We start from the raw sequence: 23,589 nt of genomic DNA, 5'->3' as shown, positions 1-23,589 counted from the left end.
GTGTCTTCAAGGCGGAAACTTCGCTTTCTCGCCTTGGCTCAAGTTCTGCGTGGAGACCGCAGAGGACTGATCCGGTCCTCGAGAAAGCTCAGAAAGGCGCGCTGGACCGCGGTACTGTGTCGCCGCTGCAGATAGACCGCAGAGAGCCACATGTCGCTGCGAACGAACTCCGTCAATGCCGGGACGAGGCGGCCGCTCTCGATGTACGGCCTCAGCATCACCGACGGCAGGTACAGGACGCCCGCGCCCCGCAACGCGGCCTGGATCAACGGCCCGGCTTCTGTCGCGTCCAGTCGGCCGCGCACCGCAACCTCCAATGGTTCTCCGTCGACTTGAAATCGCCACTTCGATAGGGGGTTCAGATGGACGCTTACCAGCGCATCGTGATTTGCAAGATCGCCGGGGTGCGCTGGAACTCCTCGGTTTTTCCAGTACATCGGAGACGCGCACACCGTCAGATCCATCAGAAGCAACTTGCGGACGATGAGGTTCTCGTTCGCAGTCGGCCCGAAACGCAGGGCTATGTCGATCCCCTCTGCCGCCAGATCGACCTGGCGATTGGTCAGAACAAGGCTTACGCTGACTTCCGGATAGTGGCCCAAGAAAGTATTGACCAGCGCCGGAAGCTCCGTCTGATCGATGCCATGCGGTGCGGAGATACGCAGGCGCCCACTGGGCGTCAGCGCTCGTTCCTGGAGTTCCGCGCGCGTTATGTCGGCCAGCTCCAACATGGGCTTGCTTCTTTCGAGCAGCAACACGCCGGCATCTGTAAGACTGACAGCGTGGCTGTTCCTGTTCAGCAGCCGGACACCGAAACGCCCCTCGAGCGTCGCGATGTATTTGCTCACGGTTCCTCTCGACATCTCCAGATGCTCGGCGGCGCGCGAGAAGCTGCCTGAAACTGCAACCTCGCTGAAGGTTCGCAAAAGATCCAAGCTGTCCAAAGCATCTCCTTCCTTGCAAGACTTTGCGTGGGATCGGCCGATGGCCGATCCGCCTTTCGATGTTTCAGGCGAGTCCGAGTTTCTTTCTCAAGCTTGCATCGACAGGACCAGCCGGCATGAAGCGACGCAATTTGCTTAGCAAAGATGCCTGGCCCGGTGGAGTCCAACGCATGCGCCACGCGCCAATCGCCGCTTCGACGATCGTGTTTGCCACGCCATCGGGTTCGGGTGCACCGTTGACGCTGCTGGCGATGGAGCGCGCTACGACGTCGCGTTCGCGGTCATAGGCCGCGATCTTTGACTTTGCATGCGGCGAATTGATATCCAGGTTGGTCTTGGTGTAAGACGGCTCGACGAGCGTGACGCGCACGCCGAACTGGCGAACCTCATGGTCCAGCGTTTCGGACAGCCCCTCCACGGCATGCTTGGACGCCGAGTAGAGGCCCATGTACGGAGCCGGAAGAAAGCCGAGCACCGAACTGATGTTGACGATCCTTCCGCGATGCTGTGCCCGCATGTGCGGGAGCACAGCCTGGGTCGTGCGCAGGATACCGAGCACGTTGGTGTCGAGCAGCGCCGCGGCCTCGGCCGTCGCGGTCTCCTCCACCGCGCCGATCATCGTCGTTCCTGCGCTGTTGACGAGCACGTCGATGCGCGCGGTCCGGTCGATGATGGATCGAACTCCAGCCTGGACGGAAGCTTCGTCGCGGACATCCATCTCGACAAGCTCGACGCCGCGCAATTCTGGCGTTTTCGCAAGGTTGCGTACGGTGCCGAATACCTGGCAACCCCGCTCGGCAAACTTCTGTGCGGCGGCGCGTCCGATGCCCGACGACACGCCGGTGACCACGACCACTGTTGAATTCGACATTGCAGTTCCTCGATACAGGTGAATGGGGTGAAGAGCGGATCAGTGCGCAGGCTGGCTGCCGTGGGCGGGTCTGATCCTGAACCAGATGGAGTACATGGCCGGCAGGAACACCAGCGTCAACACCGTTCCCGCCAAAGTGCCACCGATCAGTGTGTAGGCGAGCGCTCCCCAGAACACCGAATGGGTCAGGGGGATGAAGGCCAGGATCGCGGCGAGCGCCGTCAGGACCACCGGCCGCGCACGCTGCACGGTGGCTTCGACGACCGAGCGGAACGGATCGAGCCCCTCTTGCTGGTTGTGGTGGATCTGCCCGATCAGGATCAGCGTGTTGCGCATCAGGATGCCCGACAGCGCCACCAGGCCGACCAGCGCATTGATGCCGAAAGGCTCCCGAAAAAGAATCAGCGTCGGCACCACGCCGATCAAGCCCAGCGGACTGGTCAGGAAGACCATGACCATCGCGGAGAGGGACCGCACCTGCAGGATGATGATGAGCAGCGTGATCGCCAGCATGATCGGGAACAGCGGCAGCATGGCCTTGGTCGCCTTGCCCGATTCCTCGATGGAGCCGGCCTCCTCGATGCGGTAGCCGGCCGGCAGCTTGTCCATGATGGACTGCAGTTGCCTGGTGATGGCCGTCGACACGTCCGGCGGCTGCAAGCCATCGGCGATGTCGCCATGCACGGTGATCGTGGGCATGCGGTCGCGCCGTCGCATGACCGGCTCTTCCATGCGCACGTCGACTTCGCCCACTTGCGACAGCGGGATGCGTTGCCCGTTGGCGCCGGACAGCGTGAAGTCCGCGATCCTCGCCGGATCGAGCCGGGTGGCACCGGCCGAGCGGGCCACGACCTGCACCGTGCGGATGTCCTCGCGCACCGCGGTGACGGGCACGCCGCTCAGGAAGAACTGCAGCTGCTGCGCCACCGCGCTGGAGCTCAGCCCCACGGCCTGCAGCCGGTCCTGGTGCAAGGTGAAGTGCAGCGTGGGCGTGCGCGTTCCCCAGTCGGTGTTGACCGTGCGCATCGTCGGACTGGCATCCATGACCTGCTGCACCTCGGCCGCGATCTGGCGCAGCTTGTCCGGGTCCGGCCCCATGACCCGGTAGGCGACAGGGAACGGCGAATAGGGACCGAACACGAGCTGGGTGACACGCAGGCGCGCTTCGGGGGCCAGGCCATCGGCGATCGCCTGGCGAAGCCGGTGCTTCAGCGCGTCGCGCTCTTCCTGGCTGCCCGTTCGCACCACGATCTTGGCGAACGACGGATCGGGCAGCTCCGGACCCATCGCGAAGTAGAAACGCGGCGCGCCCTGCCCGATGTAGGCTGTGACGATTTGCGCTTCTTTCTGCGTGGCCAGCCATGCCTCCACCTTCGCCGCGGCGTCGCTGGTCTGCGTGATCGAAGTGCCATAAGGCATCTGCACCTCGACCAGGACTTCGGGCCGGTCGGAGATCGGGAAGAACTGCTTCTTGACCAGTCCCATGCCCAGGATGGCCGCGACGAAGAGGCCCACCACCGCGCCGGCGACCAGCCACTTGCGCGCAATGACGCGCCCGAGCACCGCGCGCAGGCGGTTGTAGCGCGGCGTGTCGTAAATGGCGGCATGGCCGCCCTCGACCTTCTTGAAATCAGGCAGCAGCTTGACGCCCAGGTAGGGGGTGAAAACCACGGCGACGACCCAGGACGCGATCAGTGCGATACCGACGATCCAGAACATGTTGCTGGTGTATTCGCCCGCGGTCGATGGCGCGAAGCCGTTGGGCATGAAGCCGACGGCCGTGACCAGCGTGCCCGAGAGCATCGGCGCCGCGGTATGGCTCCAGGCATAGGCGGAGGCAGCGACGCGGCTGTAGCCCTCTTCCATCTTCACCACCATCATCTCGATGGCGATGATGGCGTCGTCCACCAGGAGGCCCAGCGCGAGGATCAGCGACCCGAGCGTGATGCGGTCGAAGTTTTTGCCGGTCGCGGCCATCACCACGAAGACGATCGCCAATGTCAGCGGCACGGCCGCGGCCACCACCAGGCCCGCGCGCCAGCCCATGCTCACGAAACTCACCAGCATGACCACCAGCAGCGCAGCAAAGAACTTGACCATGAACTCGTCGACCGCGGCGCTGATGTTGACGGCCTGGTCCGTGACCTTGGCCAGGCTCATACCCAACGGCAGCCCGGCGTTGATCGCACCCACCTCCCCATCCAGCGCCTTGCCCAGGTCGAGCCCGTTCCAGCCGTCCCGCATGACGACGCCCAGCAGCAGGGCAGGCTCGCCGCCGTTGCGGATCATGAAGGTCGCCGGGTCTTCGTAGCCGCGCTTGACGGTGGCAATGTCCGACAGCTTCAGGGTGCGCCCCTGTGCCACGACCGGCGTGTCGCGGATCTTCTGCAGTTCATCGAAAGAGCCGTCCAGGCGGATGAACACCTGGGGTCCCTTGGTTTCGACGGAGCCCGCCGGCGTCAAGGCATTCTGGCCATTGAGCGCGGCGAACACGTCCTGCGGGCCGATGCCCAGGGTTGCCAGGCGCTCGTGCGAGAACTCGACATAGATTCGCTCGGACTGCTCGCCGGCGATGTTGACCTTCTTCACGCCCGGCACATGCAGGAGGCGCTGGCGCAGCGCCTCCGCGTCGCGCACCAGCAGGCGCTGCGCCTCGCCTTTCGCCTTCAGTGCGTACAGCGCGAAGGTGACGTCCGCGTATTCGTCATTGACCATCGGTCCGATCACGCCGGACGGAAGGTTGCCCGCCTCGTCGCCGACTTTCTTGCGAGCCTGGTAGAACTGCTCCTGCACCTGCGAAGGCGGCGTGCTGTCGAGCAGGGTCAGGGTCGTGAAGGCCAGGCCTGGCCGGGTGTAGGTCTCGGAGCGGTCGTACCAGCGCAGCTCCTGCAGGCGCTTCTCGATCTTCTCGGCCACCTGGTCCTGCATTTCCTGCGCCGTGGCGCCGGGCCAAGCGGTGATGATGGTCATCACCTTCACCGTGAAGGCGGGGTCTTCCGCCCGACCCAACTTGAAGAACGAGACAAGACCCGCGAGCGAGATCAGGAAGATCAGGAACAGGGTGACCGAGCGCTCGCGCACTGCGAGCGCCGACAGGTTGAAGCGGCCTTCGCTCACGGACGGACTCCCTCCGCCGCAGCGGCCTGACCCGCCACACGCACTTGCTCGCCTTCGCGCAGCAGGTGCGCGCCGAGCGCGACGATCCGGTCGCCTTGCTTGAGCGAGCCGGCAACGCGCGCGCCATCGTCATCGAGGTGCTCGACCATGACGGGCCGCCAGTTGACCTTCGCCGGTTCGCCGCTGACGACCCACACGCCCGGCCCCTTGCCCGCGTCGAACAGGGCGCCGATCGGCACCTGCAGGCCGCCTTGCGCGGCGGGAAGCCCGTCCGGAATCCGGATGGTGACCGTGGCCCCCAGCGGGGCATTGGCGAGCTCGCCCTTGAGCACATAACGCGCCTCGAAGGTGCGGGTCAGCCGGTCCGCGGCGTCCGAGAGTTGCCGCAGCGTGGCCGGCACCGCCACGCCCTCCTTGCCGAAGAGCGTGGCCTGCCCGGCGGAACCGACCGCCGGCCGCAGGGTTTCGGGCAACTGGACCACGGCTTCGCGCGCTCCGACGCGGGCCACGCGCACCACGACCTGTCCGCTGGCGACGACCTGACCGGGCTCGACCAGCGTCTCCATGACGACGCCATCGCCGTCCGCCACCAGTTCCGCATAGCGGCTCGCATTGCGGGCCACGTCGGCCTGGGCCTCGGCGGCGCTGAGCTGGGCCTTGGCGGCGTCCGCGGCCGCCAAGGCCTGGTCGTAGGCCGAGGCCGAGATCGCACCGGTACCCCGCAGGTCGCGGTAGCGGGCTTCGTCCTCCGCCGTCTGCCGCGAGCGCGCCCGAGCAGCGGCAACCGCCTCCTGTTGGGCATGGGCCGCGAGCTTCAGGTCGGCGGGGTCGATGCGCATGAGCAACTGGCCGCGCTTGACGGCCTGCCCCGCATCCACCAGGCGCTCCAGCACCTTGCCGGGGACGCGAAAACCCAGGTCGCTCTGGACCCGGGCGGCTACGGTGCCGGTGAAGGCGCGCGATGCGGCGCCGGCCCCCTGGACGGAGGTGACACGCACCTGCGGCGCCTGCGTGCGTGGATCGGAGGGCGTTGCTTCGCCGCAAGCGACCAACGCCAACGGCAATGCGCAGATGACTGCAGAAGTGGCAAGGCGGCGCCAGAGCATGAGAGTCCCAGTGACGAAGTGATCGGGACCGTCATTTTGATACTAGTGACTAATTCAGTCAATAGTCACATCCATCTTTTCCTCAAGGCGACAGGCTGCGCAGCACCAGGCCCGACAGTTGTGCCGGCGCTTCGGCCGTGTGGTCGAAGCTGTGCTGCAGAAGCAGCGGATTGATGTAGGGGTGCATGACGAGATAGATGGCCCCCGCTGCCTCGTCCAGCGGCGTCTTGCGCTCGAACTCCCCCATTTCACGGCCTTCACGCAAGATGTCGTGGAGCAACTGCCGAATGCACTCTTCATGCGTGAGCGCCGACTGCCAGCGCTCGGTCGCCGCAGAAATCGCGATCTCGTAGAGCTTGCGATCCTCGGAGAACAGGCGAAGGCTGGCCTCGACCACCGCCTTGAACATACGGCGCAGCTTCTCGGGAGGGCGATCGGCGCCTTCGACGGCCGCCCGGATCTCGGCCTCGATCTCGCGCAGGCAGTTCGCACAGATCATCTCGCCGATGGCCTGCTTGGACTCGAAGAACTTGTAGATGTAGGCCTTGGAGAAACCGATGGCCTTGGCGAGGTCGGAAACAGTGGTCTTCTCGTAGCCATACCGACTGAAGTGCTCCGTGGCCGCGAGAACGATCTGGTCCCGCACGTCGTGGTCGGCCGGGCCGCGCGCCGAAACGGAAGGAAGGGTGGCTTTGCTCATGCCTGAAGCTTAGCGCCTCCCCTGAAAATCAACAACAAGTGACCATATTGAATTATAGTCACTCAATTGATCACGTTTTTCTTTCCCATCTTCCGGAAGAAGCCATGCTCCAACGCACCCTTGCCACGCTCTTCGTTGCCAGCCTCGCTGCAGGCTGCACAGTCGGCCCCGACTATGCCCGGCCCGAGGCGCCCTTGCCCGAACGCTACATGGGCCAAGCCGCCGTCGATCGACGCCCCGCCACCTCCAATGCCGATCTCACCGCATGGTGGATGGGTTTCGGCGACCCGCAACTGGCCCGGTTCGTCACGCTGGCGCTGGAGCAGAACCTCGACCTCGCGCAGGCGTCCGCGCGCGTGGCCCAGGCGCGTGCAGGACTCGGGGCGGCGAATGCCGCCCTGCTGCCTTCCGGAAATGTCAGCGGCCAGGCGGCCAGGGCCTACCAGTCGGTTGAAACGCCCCTGGGACAGGTGTTGAACTCGAGGCCCGGTTTCGATCGTTACGGCAGCGCCTACGAGGCCAATCTCGGCGCGAGCTGGGAACTGGACGTGTTCGGCGGCCTGCGCCGTGGACGCGAGGCGGCGCAGGCGGATTACCGGGCTTCGGAAGCAGGCGCGGCCGCCACCCGGTTGGCGGTGGCGGCACAGACCGCCGATATCTACATCAGCATCCGGGGGCTGCAGACCCGGCTCGACGTGGCGCGCCGGCAGGTGCGCACGCAGCGGGACCTGCTCTCCACAGTCAATCTTCTCTATGGCAAAGGGCTGACGGCTGAACTTCAGGTGCGGCAGGCCGAAGGTGCGCTTGCCCAGGTCGGCGCCTCCGTCCCGGTCCTGGAGGCAGGCCTGGACGCGGCCATGAACGCGCTGGATGTGATGCTGGGCTCGCCGCCGGGCACGCATCGGGCGGAACTGGCCGAGGCCGGTGCCATTCCGGTCGCCCCGCAGATCAGGGACTCGGGATCGCCGGGCGAGTTGCTCAGGCGACGGCCCGACCTGATCGCGGCCGAGCGCCGCCTCGCCGCAGCGAACGCCCGGATCGGGGTCGCCATCGCGGAGTACTACCCCAAGTTCTCGCTGAGCGGGCTGATCGGCAGTGCGACGTCGGTGTCCGGCGGCCACCTGTTCACCGGCGGTGCCAACCAGGCCGCCGGGGTGCTGGGCCTGCGCTGGCGCCTGTTCGACTTTGGCCGCATCGACGCGCAGATCGACCTCGCCAAGGGACAGGATGCGGAGATGCTCGCCGCGTATCGGCTGGCCGTGCTGCGCGCCACCGAGGACGTGGAAAACGCCTTCTCGGCGCTGGTCAAGCGCGAGGAGCAGGCCAGCACGCTCGCGCAGGGCGTGGATTCGCTCGGCCGCGCGCGAGGCGCTTCATTCGCGGCCTACCAGAAAGGCGTGGTCAGCTTGATCGAAGTGCTGCAGGCAGACGAGAACCTGCTGCGCGCCTCCGATGCACGGGCCCAGGCGCAAACCGAATCGGCACGCGCCGCGGTGACTGCCTTCAAGGCACTGGGCGGGGGTTGGCAACCCGTCAGCAAGTCCGAGGTGGCGGCCATCGAATAGCCCAAGGCCCTTACTCCGCGTGTTCGCGCGCATACAGCCGCAGGCCGTCGACATCCAGCACGTCGATGCTGCCGTAGCGGATGTGAAGCAGGCCCGCGTCCTCGAGTTCGTGCAGCGCGCGGTGGGCGATCTGGCGCGAGATGCCGGCCAGCCGACCGATCTCTTCCTGCGATATGTGCAGCACAGGATTGGTCTGGGGATTGAGCTGGGGGTTGAAGAGTTCGGCTAGGCAGTGCGCCACTCGCGAATTGATGTCATGCATCCGATAGCCTTCAGCGAGGGCGATGAACTGGCCAAGCCTTGCGTTGAGCTGGTCGATCATGAAATGGCAGAAGGTCAGGCTGTTGGCGACCAGGTAGTGGAAGGTCGAGCTCGGCATCAATGCGATGCGGCTGTCTCGTAGCGCCGCAACGCCGTAGGGACGCGACTCTCCCTTCAGCACGGATCCTTCCCCGAGCCAACCTCCATCGGATACCCCGGTCAAAGTGGTGCTTCTGCCATCCGCCGAAAGAACATCCACCTTGACCATGCCTTCGACGACCCCGATCCAATGCGTGGCCGGGCTCGATTTCTGACAGACGATTTCGCCGGCCGAATAGAAACGATCCTGCGTTTCCTGCTCGACGCGCTGAAGCTGTTCTTGCGACAAGCCGCGAGCCCAGGCAGCCGCTCGCAGCATGGCAATGGTCTGCACGTGCTTTGTCATTGGAAAGACTTTCTTCCTCGACCGTAGTGCCTAGCATGCGCTGCGCAGGCGATGGTCCGGGCCGCCTGAGTTTATGTGGCAGTACGAACAGGAGACAAATCATGAAAAACCCTCTCTCGATGGCGCGCTGCACTCTTGCGTGCATCCCCATCATGCTGGCGGCTTGCGGTGGTGGCGGTGGCGGGAGCAACCTGCCGGTGTTGTTCCCCACGCCTGCGCCGACATCGACCCCGCCGCCGGCGCCCGCGCCAGCCCCGGTCGCGTCAGCGCAGGAGAAGTGCACGGCCTTCGCCGGCGCCTCGCTCGCCGGTGCGTCGCTGAAAGACGCCAAGCTCCTCGCCGCAACAGCAGACTCCGCGGAGTACTGCAAGGTCACGGGCACTCTTCATGGCACGCTCAACTTCGAGGTGCACCTCCCCACCGCGTGGAACAACAAGCTCCTGTATTCCGGCGGTGGCGGCTGGGACGGCAGCATCAACATCACGCCCATCTCGCCCAGCGGGTCCACCGCAGGCTACGTGCTCGTGGCCTCGGACGGAGGGCGTCAGGGAGACGCCTTGGACGCCTCGGTTTTCCTGAACAATTCCACGGCACAGGCGGACTTCGGCTATCTCTCGATCCACTCGGTCAATGAGGTCACCAAGGAGATCGTTCGCCAGCGCTATGGCTCGGATGCCGCGTTCAGCTACTTCGAAGGTTGCTCCAACGGCGGCAGAGAGGCGCTGATCCAGGCCACGCGCTTCCCGAACGACTTCGACGGCATCGTCGTGCGTGCACCGGCCTACTCTTTCACCGAACTGTTCCAGGCCTTCGTTGCGAACGGAAAGGCTCTCGCGGCACCCGGTGGGCAGCTCAGCGATGCAAAGGCCTCGCTCATCGGCAACACCGTCACCGCGCAGTGCGATGCGCTTGACGGCATTGCGGACGGCATCGTGAGCAATCAGGCCGCCTGCACCTTCGACCCGGCGGTGTTGCGCTGCACGGCAGGGGATGCGGAAACCTGCCTGACCGACCAGCAGATAGCGACGGCCAAGACGATCTATTCCGAACTCAAGCGTGCGGACAGCACGAGCGTCTATCCCGGCTGGGGGCCCGGCGGCGAGAACCTGGGCTGGCCCCTGTGGGTGACCGGCTCCGCCATCGGCGGCACCGGCCTCCAGTTCATGTTCGGCAGCGGCCTGGTGAAGTACTGGGTCACGGGCGAGCCGGCTTTCAACGTGCTGGGTTTCGATCCGGAGCTCTACTCTCCGGGACTGCGCCTCGCGGCCACCACGCTCGATGCGACGCCCGACCTCCGCTCCTTCTTCGGACAGGGCGGCAAGATGATCCTTGCTCACGGAACGAATGACTGGGCGATCAGCTACAAGGGCTCGATCAAGTACTTCAACGATGTCGCGACCGCGGTTGGTGGCGCATCCACGCGGGATGCCTCGATGGAGTTCTTTCTCCAGCCGGGCGTCCAGCATTGCTCTGGCGGGGTCGGCCCTGACACCGTCGATCTTGTGGACGCTGTCGTGAAATGGCGAGAAGGTGGCGCCAAGCCTTCCGCGCAGAGCATCGTGGCGAAGAAGCTCGATCCGGCGACCAAGGCCGCCACGCTGGCGCGGCCCTTGTGCCGGTACCCGACCTTCCCGAAATACAAGGGCAGCGGCGACGTAAATTCGGCGGACAGCTACAGCTGCCAAGGTTCTTGAGGACTGAGCTTTCCGGAGCATGAAAAAAGCCCCGCCGATCAAACGATCAACGGGGCCTTATCAGCTTGGCGGAACCGGAGGGATTCGAACCCTCGATGAGGCTCTACACCCCATACTCCCTTAGCAGGGGAGCACCTTCGGCCACTCGGTCACAGTTCCTGAAAGAAGCCGAGATTATGCCATCTTTAGGCGCTCGGCTGATCCAGATCGAAGGCTTTGTGCAGTGCACGCACTGCCAATTCCATGTATTTTTCGTCGATCACGACCGAAGTCTTGATTTCGCTGGTCGAGATCATCTGGATGTTGATGCCCTCCTCGCTCAGCACGCGGAACATCTTGCTCGCCACGCCCACGTGGCTGCGCATGCCGATGCCCACGATGCTGACCTTGCAGATCTTGGTGTCGCCGACGATCTCGGTCGCGCCCAGCGAAGGCATGACCTTCGACTGCAGCAGGTCGACCGTCTTCGCGTATTCGTTGCGATGCACGGTGAAGCTGAAATCGGTCTTGCCGTCCTTGCTGAGGTTCTGGATGATCACATCGACTTCGATGTTGGCGTCCGCCACGGCACCGAGGATGTGATACGCGATGCCGGGCTTGTCGGGCACGCCGAGCACCGAGATCTTGGCTTCGTCGCGGTTGAATGCGATGCCGGATACGACGGCTTGTTCCATGTTTTCGTCTTCCTCGAATGTGATCAGCGTGCCGGACTTGGCCTCTTCATTGATGTCGATGTCCCACGGCGTGAAGCTCGAAAGCACACGCAGCGGCACCTTGTACTTGCCGGCGAATTCCACCGAGCGAATCTGCAGCACCTTGGAGCCCAGGCTCGCCATCTCGAGCATCTCTTCGAAGCTCACGGTGGTCAGGCGGCGCGCATCGGGCTCGACGCGCGGGTCGGTCGTGTAGACACCGTCGACGTCGGTATAGATCAGGCATTCGTGCGCCTTCATGGCCGCGGCAATGGCCACGGCCGAGGTGTCGCTGCCGCCACGGCCCAGCGTGGTGATGTTGCCGTCGTCGTCCACGCCCTGGAAGCCGGTGATGACCACCACCTTGCCGGCGTTCAGGTCGGCCATGACGCGCTCGTCGTCGATGCTCTCGATGCGGGCCTTGGTGTACGAGTTATCGGTGCGCACCGAAACCTGCCAGCCCGCGTAGCTCACGGATTCGACGCCCTCGGCCTGCAGCGCGATGGCCAGCAGCGCCGACGACGCCTGCTCGCCGGTCGAGGCCAGCATGTCGAGCTCGCGGCTGTGGGCCACGCCGGGTTTGCTGGGCGCCAGTTCCTTGGCCAGGCCGAGCAGGCGGTTGGTCTCGCCGCTCATGGCACTCGGAACCACGATCATCTGGTGGCCTGCGCGGGCCCATTTGGCGACGCGCTTGGCGACATTCTTGATGCGCTCGGTCGAGCCCATCGACGTACCGCCGTATTTGTGAACGATCAATGCCATGGGTGAAATCAGAGAAAGGGAAAGGGCCGCTTGAAAGGCGGCGCCCTGCAAGCTGTCAGAGCAAAGTCTTCGGCGAGGGCGAAACATTGTACCAATGCAGGAAATCGCCCTGCCGCTCGACGAAACCGGCGGCCACCTTGAGGTGGATGCGGTGGCCGCGCGTCGTGCAGGCGCGGACCTGGTCGAGCAGCTGGTCGAGCTGCGCGGCGCTGGGCGCGCAGCCGTGCGACTGCATCAGCCAGTGGCGCAGCACGTTGGCCTGGCGGGCGCGCGACAGCGTCTGCAGCGTCGCAATGCGCGGCGGGCTGCCCACGGTTTCCAGGTCTTGCGCCGCCAGTTCGGCCAACAGCTGCTGCGCCTGTGCGGCATGGCCAATGCTGCGCGCGAACGTCGTACGGAACTGCGGAAAGGCCTGCTCCAGCGCCGGCATCAGCACTGAGCGAATCCGGTTGCGGGTATAGCGTGCGTCGCCGTTGGTCGGGTCTTCGATCCATGGCAGGCCGCGGCCGGCCAGCCATTCGCGAATGTCGGCGCCAGCAACGGCAAGCAGCGGCCGACGGATGTCGAGCCCGTTGCGTCGCGCCTGCGCTGGCATGGCAGCAAGCCCCGGGAGGCCCGCGCCGCGCGACAACGCCAGCAGCAGGGTTTCGACCTGGTCGTCGGCGTGATGCCCCAGCGCCACGCATTTGACAGCCGCCCTCGCCCCATCCGCGCGTGCCATCTCGGCGAACGCCGCGTAGCGGGCACGGCGGGCGGCGTCTTCCGGACTGTCGCCGGGCGCATGCCGCGCATCGACGCGATGGACGACCAGCGGCACGCCCAGGCGCTCGCATACCGCCCGGCAATGCCGCTCGAAATCGTCAGCCGCGGCCTGCAGCCCGTGATGCACATGAAAGGCGACCACCTGCCCCGGCCAGCGCGATGCGCAGGCGGCCAGCAAGGCGGTTGAATCCGCGCCGCCGCTGAACCCCACCGCCAGCGGCCAATGCGCCGGCTCGAACGCGGCGATGGCGCGTTCGAAAGCGGAGTTCATGACAGCGCCCGCGCGTTATCTGACGCTGTCGGCCTTGGTGTCGTTGAAGCGGCCGTAGCTCTGCAGGCGCTCGTAGCGGCGATCCAGCAGTTCCTTGGTCTTCAGGTCGCTGACCTGGCGGAACGCGTCGTTGAGCGCGCGCTTCAGGAAAGCCGCCATCTGCCGATGGTCGCGATGCGCGCCGCCGACGGGCTCGTTCACGATCTTGTCGACCAGGCCCAGCGCCTTGAGGCGGTGCGCGGTGATGCCCAGTGCATCGGCCGCCTCCTGCGCCTTGTCGCTGGTCTTCCACAGGATGGAAGCGCAGCCCTCGGGGCTGATCACCGAATAGATCGAATACTGCAGCATCACCAACTGGTCGCCGACCGAGATGGCCAGCGCGCCGCCGGAGCCGCCTTCGCCGATGATGGTGACGATGATCGGCACCTCGAGCTGCGCCATCTCGAAGATGTTGCGGCCGATGGCTTCCGACTGGCCGCGTTCCTCGGCGTCGATGCCGGGGTACGCGCCGGGCGTGTCCACGAAGGTGAACACCGGCAGCTTGAACTTCTCGGCCATCTTCATCAGGCGCAAGGCCTTGCGGTAGCCCTCGGGCTTGCTCATGCCGAAGTTGCGCGCTGTGCGCTCCTTCGTGTCGCGGCCCTTCTGGTGGCCGAGCACCATGCAGGGCACGCCGTTGAAGCGCGCAAGGCCGCCCACGATCGACAGGTCGTCGGAAAAGTGCCGGTCGCCGTGCAGTTCGACGAAGTCCGTGAAGATCTCGTTGACGTAGTCGAGCGTGTACGGGCGCTCCGGATGCCGGGCGATCTTGGTGATCTGCCAGGGCGTCAGGTCGCTGTAGATGTCCTTGGTGAGCTGCTGGCTTTTCTTGCCGAGCTGATCGATCTCTTCAGAGATGTCGACCGCGGATTCGGTCTGCACATAGCGCAATTCTTCGATCTTGGTTTCGAGTTCAGCAATGGGCTGCTCGAAGTCGAGGAAGGTTCGTTTCGCCAACGTCTTCTCCTGTTGTTCAATACGCGACTGGAACCGGGTCCAGTGATCGCCAAATATACCAAGTCGCCACGCTGCAATATGGCGCCCAGGCCACGGCGACGTCGCGGGCATCGCTGCGGCTCACGGGATCGCCGGAAAAATAATTGACGCTGATGCCGTTGAGCAGCCCCAGGTCGTCCACGGGCAGCACGTTCGGGCGCATCAGGTGAAAGATCAGGAACATCTCGGCCGTCCAGCGGCCGATGCCGCGGATGGCCACCAGCTCCTCGATGATGAGCTCGTCCGACATGTCCTTCCACGCATCGACGTGGACCATGCCGGAGTCGAAATGCAGGGCCAGGTCGACGAGGTACTCGATCTTGCGCGCCGAGAGCCCTGCTCCGCGCATGTCGTCGACCTTGAGCTTGAGCACGTTGGCCGGGGTGAGCTTGCGCGGCAGCGCGGCGAACTTGTCCCAGACCGACTGCGCGGCCTTCACCGAGATCTGCTGGCCGACCACGCTGCGCGCGAGCGTGGTGAACGCGTCGCCGCGCGACTCGAGACACGCATCGCCAAACTTCGGAATGAGCCGCTTCATGACGCGGTCTTTCCGGGAGAGGTGCTTGCATGCCTCTTCCCAATAGTCCGGCGTATAGATCTGAACGCTGGTCTTCTTGGTGGCGGGCATGGGGTTCGTTGTTCCGTTCACTGCGCAGCCGCCCAGGTCGTGCCTGTGGGCGAATCCTTGAGCACGATGCCCTGCTCGAGGAGTTCCTGGCGGATGCGATCGGCTTCGGCGAAATTCTTCGCGGCCTTGGCGGCGGCGCGCGCGTCGATCCTGCCCTGGATGGTGGCCTCGTCGAGCGTGGCGCCCGCGCGCAGGAAGGCCTTCGGGTCGTCCTGCAGGATCTGCACGCAGCCACCCAATGCCTTCAGCAATCCAGCCTGGGCGGCCGATTGCGTGCGGTTCACTTCGCCCGCCAGGTCGAACAGCACCGCCACGGCTTCGGGCGTTGCGAAGTCTTCGTCCATCGCGGCCTTGAAGCGCGCGGCGTACGGGTCGGTCCAGTCGATCTTCACGTCGGCCGGCGCCACAAGATCGAGCGCCGTGTACAGCCGCTTGAGCGAGGCGCGCGCATCGTCGAGGTGCACGTCGCTGTAGTTGAGCGGGCGCCGGTAGTGCGCGCGCAGCACGAAGAAGCGGATGGTCTCCGCGTCGTACTTCTTGAGCACATCGCGGATCAGGAAGAAGTTGCCCAGGCTCTTGGACATCTTCTCGTTGTCGGTCACGATGAAACCGTTGTGCATCCAGAAGTTGGCCAGCGGCTTGCCGTTGGCACCCTCGCTCTGCGCGATTTCGTTCTCGTGGTGCGGAAACTGCAGGTCTTCGCCGCCGCCGTGGATGTCGAGCGTCTCGCCGAGCAGTTCGCAGGCCATGGCCGAGCACTCGATGTGCCAGCCCGGACGGCCGGCGCCGAATTCGCTGGCCCACTTCACCTCGTCGGGTTCGGTGGCCTTAGCGCTCTTCCAGAGCACCGGGTCGAGCGGATCGTCCTTGCCGTCGAGCACGGCCACGCGCTCGCCCGCATGCAACTCGTCGATCGACTTGCCGCTGAGCTTGCCGTAGCCCGGAAACTTGCGCACCGCGTAGTTCACGTCACCGTTCTCGGCGCGATAGGCCAGGCCCTTCTGCTCGAGCGTGCCGATCATCGACAGCATCTGCGGGATGTAGTCGGTGGCGCGGGGTTCGTGGGTGGGGCGTTCGATGCCCAGCGCGTCGGCGTCCTCGTGCAGCGCGTCGATCATGCGGTCGGTCAGCGCGCGGATGCTCTCGCCGTTTTCCACGGCGCGGCGGATGATCTTGTCGTCGATGTCGGTGATGTTGCGCACATAGGTCACATCGAAGCCGCTCACCTTGAGCCAGCGCTGCACCACGTCGAAGGCGATCATCGAGCGGGCGTGGCCGAGGTGGCAGTAGTCGTAGACCGTCATGCCGCAAACGTACATGCGCACCTGTCCCGGTTGCAATGGGGAGAATTCCTCCAATTCACGCGACAGCGTGTTGTAGATGCGCAGACTCATGAGGCTCGGAAAGCGTCGTTTCGCGCACGTGCGGCACGGGCGAAAGACGGTGTTTTTTCAGGGGTGACGGGGGCTGTGTCGCGAGGGGTTGGACATGGCCCCTCGGCTACAATCCGACCTAGTATAAACGTCTGCCGTCGAGCGGCGTGCGGGTGTTCCCCAAGCCCGCCGAGCCCGCATCTCCCCCATTTCCGCCGAGGCTACATGAAGCACGCCGCATTCTCCAGACTCTTCATTGCCTTCGCGCTGCTCTTCAGCCTGTGGGGCTCCGCAGCGCACGCCAACGAATACGACGACGTGAACCTGATGCTGCGCCAGGGCAAGTCGAACGAGGCGCTCGCCAAGGCCGACACCTACATCGCCGGCAAGCCGCGCGATCCGCAGATGCGCTTCCTGCGCGGCGTGATCCTCACCGAGCAGAACAAGCAGGCCGAGGCCATCGCCGCCTTCACGCAACTCACGCAGGACTTCCCCGAGTTGTCCGAGCCCTACAACAACCTGGCCGCGCTGTACGCGTCACAAAGCAAGTTCGACCAGGCGCGCGCCGCGCTGGAGCAAGCCATCAAGCTCAACCCGAACTACGCCACGGCGCACGAGAACCTCGGCGACGTGTACGCCCGTCTCGCTGCCCAGGAATACGTGCGTGCGCAACAGTTCGCCAGCACCAACGTGAGCGTTGCGCCCAAGCTCGTGCTGATACGCCAGATCTTCACGCCGAAGGCCGAAGCCGAGGCGGCCCCCCTGCCCGCACCGCCGGCGGTCATCCGCAAACCGGTCGGCCGCACCAGCAAGTAATCGCCACCGCCGGCATGGGCGCCGCAACGGTGCCTGCCGCGCGGCCCCGTTTCCTCATCCGCACACGGAGCCTCATTTGACGATCCAGTCCCTCTCCCGCTTCAGCCGCCGCAGCGCACTCACGCTGGCCGCCGCCCTCGCGTTCGCAGCCACGGTCCATGCGCAAACTGCCGCGGCGCCGCACGTCAAGCTGGCCACCTCGGCCGGCGACATCGTGGTCGAACTCGATGCGGCCAAGGCACCCAAGTCGGTCGAGAATTTCCTGCAGTACGTCAAGGACAAGCACTACGACGGCACGGTTTTCCACCGCGTGATCGATGGGTTCATGATCCAGGGCGGCGGCTTCACGGCCGACATGCAGCAAAAGCCCACGCGAGCGCCCATTCCGCTGGAAGCGAGCAACGGCCTGAAGAACGACAAATACACGATCGCCATGGCCCGCACCGGCAATCCGAATTCCGCGACCTCGCAGTTCTTCATCAACGTGAAGAACAACGACTCGCTCAACGCGCCCAACCCCGACGGCTACGGCTACACCGTGTTCGGCAAGGTCGTCGCCGGCACCGACGTGGTCGACAAGATCCGTGCGGTGGCCACCGGCAACAAGGGCGGCATGCAGAACGTGCCGCTCGAGGCCGTCACCATCAAGTCCGCCACGCTGGTGGCGAAGTAATTCATTTCCCAAGCAGGAGTCCCCTCATGAGCAATCCCCAAGTCGAACTGCACATCAAGAACTACGGCGTGATCACGCTCGAACTCGACGCCGCCAAGGCGCCGAAGTCGGTCGAGAACTTCCTCTCGTACGTGAAGAAGGGCCACTACGACAACACGGTGTTCCACCGCGTGATCCCCGGCTTCATGGTGCAAGGCGGCGGCTTCGAGCCTGGCATGCAGCAAAAGCCCACCGGCGCCGAGATCGAGAACGAGGCCAACAACGGCCTGAAGAACGCCAACTACACCGTGGCGATGGCCCGCACCAGCGCGCCCCACTCGGCCACCGCGCAGTTCTTCATCAACGTGGCCGACAACGGCTTCCTGAACCACACCGCACCTTCGGCCCAGGGCTGGGGCTATGCCGTGTTCGGCAAGGTCATCAACGGCACCGACGTGGTCGACAAGATCAAGGCCGTGAAGACGGGCCGCAAGGGCTTCCACGACGACGTGCCGCTCGAAGACGTGGTGATCGAGAAGGCCGTCGTCATCGCCGAGTGACTGTGAGCCCGGCGGCGGTCGCAACGACAGTGTTCAAGGAACTGGTGGCGCCGCCTGCGTGGCGTACGGTCGACCTGATTTCCGACCTGCACCTGCAGGCCGGCGAGCCCGCCACCTTCGAAGCCTGGCAGGGTTACCTGCAGACCACACCCGCCGACGCGCTGATCATCCTCGGCGACCTGTTCGAAGTATGGGTCGGCGACGACTCGCTCGACTCCGCTGGTTTCGAGGCACAGTGCGCCGAGCTGCTGCGCCGCGCCGCGCAGCGGCTGCCGGTGTTCTTCGTGCACGGCAACCGCGACTTCCTCGTCGGCCCCGCGTTCGCGGCGCGATGCGGCTTCACGCTGCTCGACGATCCCACGGTGCTCGTGCTGCACGGCCAACGATGGCTGCTGAGCCACGGCGACATCCTCTGCCTCGAGGACACCGAGTACCTCAGGTTTCGCGCGCAGGTTCGCACGCCCGAGTGGCAGGCCGCATTCCTGGCCAGGCCGCTGGAAGAGCGCCGTGCGCTCGCACGTTCCATGCGCGTGCAGAGCGAAGACCGCAAGCGCAACCCCTCGACCATCTGGGCCGACGTCGACACCGCCGCCGCGCGCAACTGGCTGCAGCAGGCGAACGCCCACACGCTGGTGCACGGCCACACGCACCGCCCTGCCGATCACGACTTGGGCGACGGCCTGCGCCGCGTCGTGCTGAGCGACTGGGATGCGGCAGCGCATCCGCCGCGCGCGCAGCTGCTGTGCCTGTCCACCGTCGGCGCGCAGCGCGTCGATCTGCGCTAGCCGCGCCGCCGCCGCCAATGTTCAAGTGGCTGCGCCGCCTGCGCGCCCTGCCCCCGATTCCCGAAGCCGCCTGGCAGTCCGCGCTCAGGCGCTACGCCTTTCTCGGCGCCCTGCCCGCCGCCGACCAGCAACGCCTGCGCACGCTGACGGCCGAGTTCCTGCGCGACAAGGAATTCCACGGCGCCAAGGGCTTCACCATCACCAATGAAGTTGCGCTGGCCATCGCAGCGCAGGCCGTGCTGCCGGTGCTGCATCTCAAGGGCGGGCTGAACTGGTACGACGACTTCGTGGGGATCGTCGTGCACCGCTCAGAGGTGGTGGCGCGCCGCAAGGTTGTCGACGAAGCCCAGGTGGTCCACGAGTACGGCGAAGTCGTGGCCGGCGAAGCCATGGACCGCGGCCCCGTCATGCTGAGCTGGGACGATGTGCTGGCAAGCAGCATCACCAGCGAGCGCGGCTACAACGTCGTGATCCACGAGTTCGCCCACAAGATCGACATGCGCAGCGGCGACGCCAACGGCTGCCCGCCGCTGCCCGCCGGCTTTGCGGGCCAGCGTAGCGCACGTGCGGCTCGCGCGGCATGGCTTGCGGTGCTGCAGCCCGCCTACGAGGATTTTCGCGAGCGGACCATCAAGGCAGAGCGCTTCGGCGCCGCGCCGCCGTGGCTCGACGCCTACGGCGCCACCTCGATCAGCGAGTTCTTCGCGGTGGCGTGCGAGGCCTATTTCGTGAACCGCCCGAACTTCGCCCGGGACTTCCCGGGCGTGCTCGCGCTTTTCGATGAATTCTTTCTACCTAAAAGTCCCTGAACGCTCGCCCACTCTTGTTGGCATGCTATTCATTCAATAGCAACTCCATCGCTACCATAGACGGGTTAACAACTCGTTTAAAAAGGTAAACAACATGAGGGATTGGCTCTATCAGCTCACGGGCAAGGCGTGGCTTGCACTGGTTTTCGGCATCGGCATCCTGGGTTGGGCAGGTTATGCGCAGTTCAAGGCTGGTTCCGACACGCACGGCGCCGCCGTGGAAGACCTCGTTGCCAGGAGCGGCAAGATCGTCAGCGGCAGCGAAGTCACCGAAACCACCAAGCGCCGTCGCGGCGGCAGTACCACGCGCCACTATTTCGTGCTCGACGCCAAGGTTGCCGACGGCAGCACCGAAAAATGGCGCGTCGACTACGCAATCGGCCGCAGCAAGCTCGAGCCGCTGATCGACGAATCCGTCGAAGTACGCATCGATCCCTCGGACAACAACCTTGTCTACGAAGTGAAGCTCAAGGGTCAGCCCGTGGTGAAGCTGGCCGACGTGCAGAAGATCATGGAAAGCAAGGACCAGGCTGCGGCATCGAGTGCCACGGACAAGGGCACGCTGATCGCCGGCGCCGTCGCCCTGCTGCTGGGCATCGGCGGGCTGTTGATCCGGCGCAGGATCGGCGACGGCTACCAGGCCGAGCAGGCTGCCGCCGTGCAGACGCCCGTCATCGGCGAGAAGGTTTGAACGGATCGACATTCGATTCAACCCCCAAAGAAAAAGGCGCCCCCGCGGGGGCGCCTTTTTCGTGGCCCTGACTTTCGGCCGGCCGCTTACTTGCGCAGCAGCGCCTTCAGTGCGTTCTGCAAACGTCGCGCGCTGGAGGCATCGTGCGCCGCGGCCAGAACCTTGCCGGCATCCTGGCCCCAGGTCTGGTCGGGCGCCGGGTCGCCACGCTTCGTGAGCAGCTTGAGCTGCAACGCGCGGCGCGCGTCGAGCTGCTCGGCCGGCGTCGGCACTTCGGCTGCCATTTCGAGGCGCAGCAATGCTTCGGCGGCGTCGGGTGCGGCGGCCGTCGGCGCGGAGCCGATGGCTTGCGACCAGCCACTGCGCACGGCGGGCGTGACTGCGCGGCCCAGCTCCTGAATGCTCGGCAGGCGGCTGGCGTCGCGCTGTTCCCATGCGCCCAGCACCTGGGTCAGCGCTTCGCCATGCGCCTGCGCGGCGAGCTTGCGCAGTGCCATGTCGGCGCGTTCGAGTGCTTCGCGCTGCGCGCGGAAGGCTGCATCGCCCAGGCGCGGGCCCCGGTCTTCGAAACGCGGCGGACGGTCACCGAAACGGCCGGCAGGTGCGCCCCGATCGCCGCGTGCATCGGAGCGCGGAGCACCGCGATCGCTCGAGCGGCCCGGACCGCCAGCGCCTGGCCTGCCGCCTTCGCGCCGATCGCCGAACCGGCCACCTGCACCACGGGCCGCGGGCGCTGCTTCGGCCTTCTTGCTGCTGGGGCGGTCGTCGCCGCGCATCGCCACGACGGGCTTGGGCGCGGGCTTCGGTGCCGCAGCAGGCGCTTCGACAGCGGCAGCTTCGCCAGCGTCATGCGCCGGGCCATCGGCGCGTGCCGAGGCATCGGCACCGTCGGCGGGCGCCACGAGGTCGACCGAAGCGGCAAGCGCCTGGCTTGCGTGCGTACCGGGCGAGGCTTCCGCATCGCTCGGGCTCGGCGCCTGCTCCGCGCTTTCGCCGAATTCAGCGGCGGCCTGACCCGGAGCCTCGATCTCGGTCGCGCCAACCGACGGACCGTCGCTCGCGACAGCGGCCTGCTCGGCCTTCGGTGCGGGCGGCGGTGCTTCACCGCGCATCGCTGCTTCCAGCCGGGCAATGGCGGCGCGGATCTTCTGCACGTCGCCGCCGGCATTGGCTGCGTCGAGTGCCTTGGACGCGTCGAGCACATGGCGGTCGTGCTCGCTCATTGCGGACGACGCCTTTTCGCGCTCGGCCGTCTTGCGGTTGAAGGCTTCGTCGATGGGCGCGCGGAATGCGTCCCACATTTTCTGTTCGTGGCGGCGGTCGAGCGGCACGCTCTGCGCTTCGGCCTGCCAGCGCTGCTGCAGCGCCTTGACGGCATCGATGCGCAGCATCGGCTGGGCACCGAGTTCGATCGCCTCGGCGATCATCGCCTGGCGGCGTTCGACGCTGGCCTTCTGCGCGGCCTCGAACGGTGCGCGGGCTGCGCCAAAGGCTTCGTTCCACTGCGACTGCAGCTCGGCGAACACCTTCTCGCCCACGTGGCCGCCGTCCCGCCAGCGGTCGGCGAACTGGTGCAGCGCGCGGTTGTGCGCCTTCAGGTCGGTGGCGCCGGCATGTTCGGCGGCCCAGGCCTTGACTTCTTCGATCAGCGCGACGCGGTGCGCGCGGTGCTCGGCCGCATCGGCGCGGACCTTCTCGAGCCAGGCCTCGACCACCTTGTGGGCTTCGTTGCAGGCTTCGTCGAAGCGCTTCCAGAGCGCGTGGTTGGGCACGCCGCCCTGGTCGGCCTGCTTCCACTGGTCGCGCAGGGCACGCAGGGTTTCCTGCATCTTGCGACCGCCGAGGGCCTGGCCTTCGGGACGCTTGAGCAGGCCTTCGGCCTTGGCGACGAGGTCTTCGCGCACCTTGTCGGCACTCCAGCGCTGCCACCCTTCGAGTTCGCCGGCTGCCACCAGCGCGGCATGCACGCGGGCTTCGAGCGGCGCCTCGACCAGCTTGCCGTGCTCCTTGAGCACGGCACGCAGCGCAGCGGCCGCACCGGCGCTGGCCTTGCCATGGCCTTCGGCGGTTTCCTGTTCGAGCTTGGCGAGCGCGGCCTGCACCGCGTCCTGCGCGGCGGCGCGCACGGCCGGGTCGACCTTGGGCGCAGCGGGGCGAGCGGGAGCGGCGGGCTTTGGCGCCACGACCTCGCCGCGCGCAGCGCGCAATTCATCGGCCCACACGGGCACGGGCGGCAGCGGTGCGGCAGCATCGGCCGCGGCCGCGACGGCCTGGGCCAGCGCGCTATGGAACGCATCGGACACCACCAGCAGTTGCGACTTCGACGATTCGAGCTGCGGCGCGAACTTGGCGTCGAGGCTGGTCCAGTTGGCATCGGCCGTGATCTCGCCCGCCTGCTGCTGCCAGTGGGTCACGTCGGCGCGCAGCGATTCCTCGGCGGCCTGGGCGTCCTGCCAGCCCTTGGTGGACAGCACCTCGAAGCGCTGCGCCAGCAGCACGGCGGCTTCGCGGTGCACCTGGGCACGGTGCTGCAGGTCTTCGATGCCCTTGACGCGTTCGGCCAGCTTGGCCTTCAAGCCGGCCAGCGGCTCGCGCGACAGCGGCGCGCCGGCCTTGGCGGCGTCGCGCTGCCAGGCCAGTGCATCGGCGATGTTGAGCTTGGACTGGCCCAGCAGCGCCTCGGCCTTTTGCGCCCATTCGGCGGCAATGGCCTCCTGGCCCTTGGCGCGCTTGAGTTCGTCGAGCTTTTCGCGCAGCAGGCGCGCGGCGCCCTTGTCGCGACCGCTCAGCTCCTTGAAGACCTCCTGCATCAGCTCGGGCGCGGGGTTGCCCGCGAGCCAGTCGCGGATGCGCGCGGCGCGCTCTCCGGAGGTCGGCGCGGTGAAGGCGCCGCCGGTGAGCGTGTCGAGGGCCTGAAGGTCGTGTGGCTTGGAAGAAGTAGAGGTCACTGCGCGAAATCGTTGTCTTGGTAGAGAAAGCGAAGGCGCCGGCAAAGGCCGGCGCACATCGATATTTTCACCCACTTGCGGTTGGCCGCTGAATTCCGTCCT

Annotated in this window: 20 protein-coding genes and 1 tRNA gene; 8 read left to right on the top strand and 13 right to left on the bottom strand. The window is 66.0% G+C overall.

The window, feature by feature from the left end; genetic code table 11:
• Positions 1-38 precede the first annotated feature (38 nt).
• The 5 genes from ASD05_RS12240 to ASD05_RS12220 all read right to left on the bottom strand — a co-directional run bounded on the left by ASD05_RS12240 (position 39) and on the right by ASD05_RS12220 (position 6,738).
• Complete coding sequence (locus ASD05_RS12240; protein ID WP_056592328.1) at positions 39-944, bottom strand: LysR family transcriptional regulator; 906 nt, start codon at positions 942-944, stop codon at positions 39-41.
• 64 nt (positions 945-1,008) lie between these two features.
• Positions 1,009-1,815, bottom strand: coding sequence for an oxidoreductase (locus tag ASD05_RS12235; RefSeq protein ID WP_056592324.1), 807 nt, complete (start codon positions 1,813-1,815; stop codon positions 1,009-1,011).
• Positions 1,816-1,854: 39 nt separating this feature from the next.
• The gene (locus ASD05_RS12230; protein ID WP_056592321.1) at positions 1,855-4,932 is read right to left on the bottom strand and encodes an efflux RND transporter permease subunit; all 3,078 of its coding nucleotides are present in this window, start codon (positions 4,930-4,932) and stop codon (positions 1,855-1,857) included.
• On the bottom strand, positions 4,929-6,038 hold the full coding sequence (locus ASD05_RS12225; RefSeq protein WP_056592318.1) for an efflux RND transporter periplasmic adaptor subunit: 1,110 nt from the start codon (positions 6,036-6,038) through the stop codon (positions 4,929-4,931). Before ASD05_RS12225 ends, ASD05_RS12230 begins: the two co-directional genes overlap by 4 nt.
• 82 nt (positions 6,039-6,120) lie before the next feature.
• Positions 6,121-6,738, bottom strand: coding sequence for a TetR/AcrR family transcriptional regulator (locus ASD05_RS12220; protein ID WP_056592317.1), 618 nt, complete (start codon positions 6,736-6,738; stop codon positions 6,121-6,123).
• 104 nt (positions 6,739-6,842) lie between these two features.
• Between ASD05_RS12220 and ASD05_RS12215 the strand changes: the two genes are divergently transcribed.
• On the top strand, positions 6,843-8,303 hold the full coding sequence (locus ASD05_RS12215; RefSeq protein ID WP_056592315.1) for an efflux transporter outer membrane subunit: 1,461 nt from the start codon (positions 6,843-6,845) through the stop codon (positions 8,301-8,303).
• 10 nt (positions 8,304-8,313) lie between these two features.
• Here the strand turns inward: ASD05_RS12215 and ASD05_RS12210 are convergent, their stop codons facing one another.
• The gene (locus tag ASD05_RS12210; protein WP_056592312.1) at positions 8,314-9,009 is read right to left on the bottom strand and encodes a Crp/Fnr family transcriptional regulator; all 696 of its coding nucleotides are present in this window, start codon (positions 9,007-9,009) and stop codon (positions 8,314-8,316) included.
• A 119-nt stretch (positions 9,010-9,128) separates the two neighbouring features.
• On the opposite strand from ASD05_RS12210, the gene ASD05_RS12205 reads away from it, so the two are divergent.
• Complete coding sequence (locus tag ASD05_RS12205; protein ID WP_056592311.1) at positions 9,129-10,703, top strand: tannase/feruloyl esterase family alpha/beta hydrolase; 1,575 nt, start codon at positions 9,129-9,131, stop codon at positions 10,701-10,703.
• Positions 10,704-10,769: 66 nt separating this feature from the next.
• Here ASD05_RS12205 and ASD05_RS12200 read toward each other — a convergent pair.
• The 6 genes from ASD05_RS12200 to cysS all read right to left on the bottom strand — a co-directional run bounded on the left by ASD05_RS12200 (position 10,770) and on the right by cysS (position 16,247).
• A tRNA-Ser gene (locus ASD05_RS12200) sits at positions 10,770-10,862 on the bottom strand.
• A gap of 26 nt (positions 10,863-10,888) precedes the next feature.
• Positions 10,889-12,157 carry an aspartate kinase gene (locus ASD05_RS12195; RefSeq protein ID WP_007836888.1) on the bottom strand — a complete coding sequence of 423 codons (1,269 nt, stop codon included), beginning with the start codon at positions 12,155-12,157 and terminating at the stop codon, positions 10,889-10,891.
• A gap of 55 nt (positions 12,158-12,212) precedes the next feature.
• Positions 12,213-13,190 (bottom strand): tRNA lysidine(34) synthetase TilS, encoded by a 978-nt coding sequence (gene tilS, locus ASD05_RS12190; protein WP_056592309.1) that lies wholly within the window; start codon positions 13,188-13,190, stop codon positions 12,213-12,215.
• Between the two features lie 15 nt (positions 13,191-13,205).
• Entirely contained in the window at positions 13,206-14,186 is a 981-nt protein-coding gene (locus ASD05_RS12185) for an acetyl-CoA carboxylase carboxyltransferase subunit alpha (RefSeq protein ID WP_007836892.1), read from the bottom strand.
• A 16-nt stretch (positions 14,187-14,202) separates the two neighbouring features.
• Complete coding sequence (locus tag ASD05_RS12180) at positions 14,203-14,853, bottom strand: DNA-3-methyladenine glycosylase family protein (protein WP_056519028.1); 651 nt, start codon at positions 14,851-14,853, stop codon at positions 14,203-14,205.
• Between the two features lie 17 nt (positions 14,854-14,870).
• Positions 14,871-16,247 carry a cysteine--tRNA ligase gene (gene cysS / locus ASD05_RS12175; protein WP_056592306.1) on the bottom strand — a complete coding sequence of 459 codons (1,377 nt, stop codon included), beginning with the start codon at positions 16,245-16,247 and terminating at the stop codon, positions 14,871-14,873.
• A 204-nt stretch (positions 16,248-16,451) separates the two neighbouring features.
• Between cysS and ASD05_RS12170 the strand changes: the two genes are divergently transcribed.
• From ASD05_RS12170 to ASD05_RS12145, 6 genes are all read left to right on the top strand, one after another.
• Positions 16,452-17,042, top strand: a complete 591-nt coding sequence (locus tag ASD05_RS12170) for a tetratricopeptide repeat protein (RefSeq protein ID WP_056592304.1) — start codon at positions 16,452-16,454, stop codon at positions 17,040-17,042.
• Positions 17,043-17,118: 76 nt separating this feature from the next.
• Positions 17,119-17,715 (top strand): peptidylprolyl isomerase, encoded by a 597-nt coding sequence (locus ASD05_RS12165; RefSeq protein ID WP_056592301.1) that lies wholly within the window; start codon positions 17,119-17,121, stop codon positions 17,713-17,715.
• A gap of 26 nt (positions 17,716-17,741) precedes the next feature.
• The gene (locus ASD05_RS12160) at positions 17,742-18,254 is read left to right on the top strand and encodes a peptidylprolyl isomerase (protein ID WP_007836899.1); all 513 of its coding nucleotides are present in this window, start codon (positions 17,742-17,744) and stop codon (positions 18,252-18,254) included.
• Positions 18,251-19,039 (top strand): UDP-2,3-diacylglucosamine diphosphatase, encoded by a 789-nt coding sequence (locus tag ASD05_RS12155; protein ID WP_082572045.1) that lies wholly within the window; start codon positions 18,251-18,253, stop codon positions 19,037-19,039. The genes ASD05_RS12160 and ASD05_RS12155 overlap by 4 nt, the downstream gene beginning before the upstream one ends.
• Before the next feature lie 17 nt (positions 19,040-19,056).
• Entirely contained in the window at positions 19,057-19,848 is a 792-nt protein-coding gene (locus ASD05_RS12150; RefSeq protein WP_056592297.1) for a zinc-dependent peptidase, read from the top strand.
• A 94-nt stretch (positions 19,849-19,942) separates the two neighbouring features.
• On the top strand, positions 19,943-20,539 hold the full coding sequence (locus ASD05_RS12145) for a hypothetical protein (RefSeq protein WP_056519039.1): 597 nt from the start codon (positions 19,943-19,945) through the stop codon (positions 20,537-20,539).
• 86 nt (positions 20,540-20,625) lie between these two features.
• On the opposite strand, the gene ASD05_RS12140 is transcribed toward ASD05_RS12145, so the two are convergent.
• A complete protein-coding gene (locus ASD05_RS12140; protein ID WP_056592295.1) occupies positions 20,626-23,487 on the bottom strand; it encodes a DUF349 domain-containing protein in 2,862 nt (953 codons plus the stop codon).
• Between the last annotated feature and the right edge of the window lie 102 nt (positions 23,488-23,589).

Origin of the sequence: Variovorax sp. Root434 (genome assembly GCF_001426595.1) — a bacterium.
GTDB lineage: Bacteria > Pseudomonadota > Gammaproteobacteria > Burkholderiales > Burkholderiaceae_C > Variovorax.
This window is presented reverse-complemented; position numbering and strand designations above follow the sequence as displayed.

Bases quoted from the DNA above. Each gene is read 5' to 3' on its own strand.
- ASD05_RS12205 (WP_056592311.1), top strand. From the start codon at position 9,129: ATGGCGCGCTGCACTCTTGCGTGCATCCCCATCATGCTGGCGGCTTGC.
- ASD05_RS12150 (WP_056592297.1), top strand. From the start codon at position 19,057: ATGTTCAAGTGGCTGCGCCGCCTGCGCGCCCTGCCCCCGATTCCCGAA.
- cysS (WP_056592306.1), bottom strand. From the start codon at position 16,247: ATGAGTCTGCGCATCTACAACACGCTGTCGCGTGAATTGGAGGAATTC.
- ASD05_RS12180 (WP_056519028.1), bottom strand. From the start codon at position 14,853: ATGCCCGCCACCAAGAAGACCAGCGTTCAGATCTATACGCCGGACTAT.
- ASD05_RS12215 (WP_056592315.1), top strand. From the start codon at position 6,843: ATGCTCCAACGCACCCTTGCCACGCTCTTCGTTGCCAGCCTCGCTGCA.
- ASD05_RS12225 (WP_056592318.1), bottom strand. From the start codon at position 6,038: ATGCTCTGGCGCCGCCTTGCCACTTCTGCAGTCATCTGCGCATTGCCG.
- ASD05_RS12235 (WP_056592324.1), bottom strand. From the start codon at position 1,815: ATGTCGAATTCAACAGTGGTCGTGGTCACCGGCGTGTCGTCGGGCATC.
- tilS (WP_056592309.1), bottom strand. From the start codon at position 13,190: ATGAACTCCGCTTTCGAACGCGCCATCGCCGCGTTCGAGCCGGCGCAT.
- ASD05_RS12210 (WP_056592312.1), bottom strand. From the start codon at position 9,009: ATGACAAAGCACGTGCAGACCATTGCCATGCTGCGAGCGGCTGCCTGG.
- ASD05_RS12160 (WP_007836899.1), top strand. From the start codon at position 17,742: ATGAGCAATCCCCAAGTCGAACTGCACATCAAGAACTACGGCGTGATC.
- ASD05_RS12195 (WP_007836888.1), bottom strand. From the start codon at position 12,157: ATGGCATTGATCGTTCACAAATACGGCGGTACGTCGATGGGCTCGACC.
- ASD05_RS12220 (WP_056592317.1), bottom strand. From the start codon at position 6,738: ATGAGCAAAGCCACCCTTCCTTCCGTTTCGGCGCGCGGCCCGGCCGAC.
- ASD05_RS12170 (WP_056592304.1), top strand. From the start codon at position 16,452: ATGAAGCACGCCGCATTCTCCAGACTCTTCATTGCCTTCGCGCTGCTC.
- ASD05_RS12145 (WP_056519039.1), top strand. From the start codon at position 19,943: ATGAGGGATTGGCTCTATCAGCTCACGGGCAAGGCGTGGCTTGCACTG.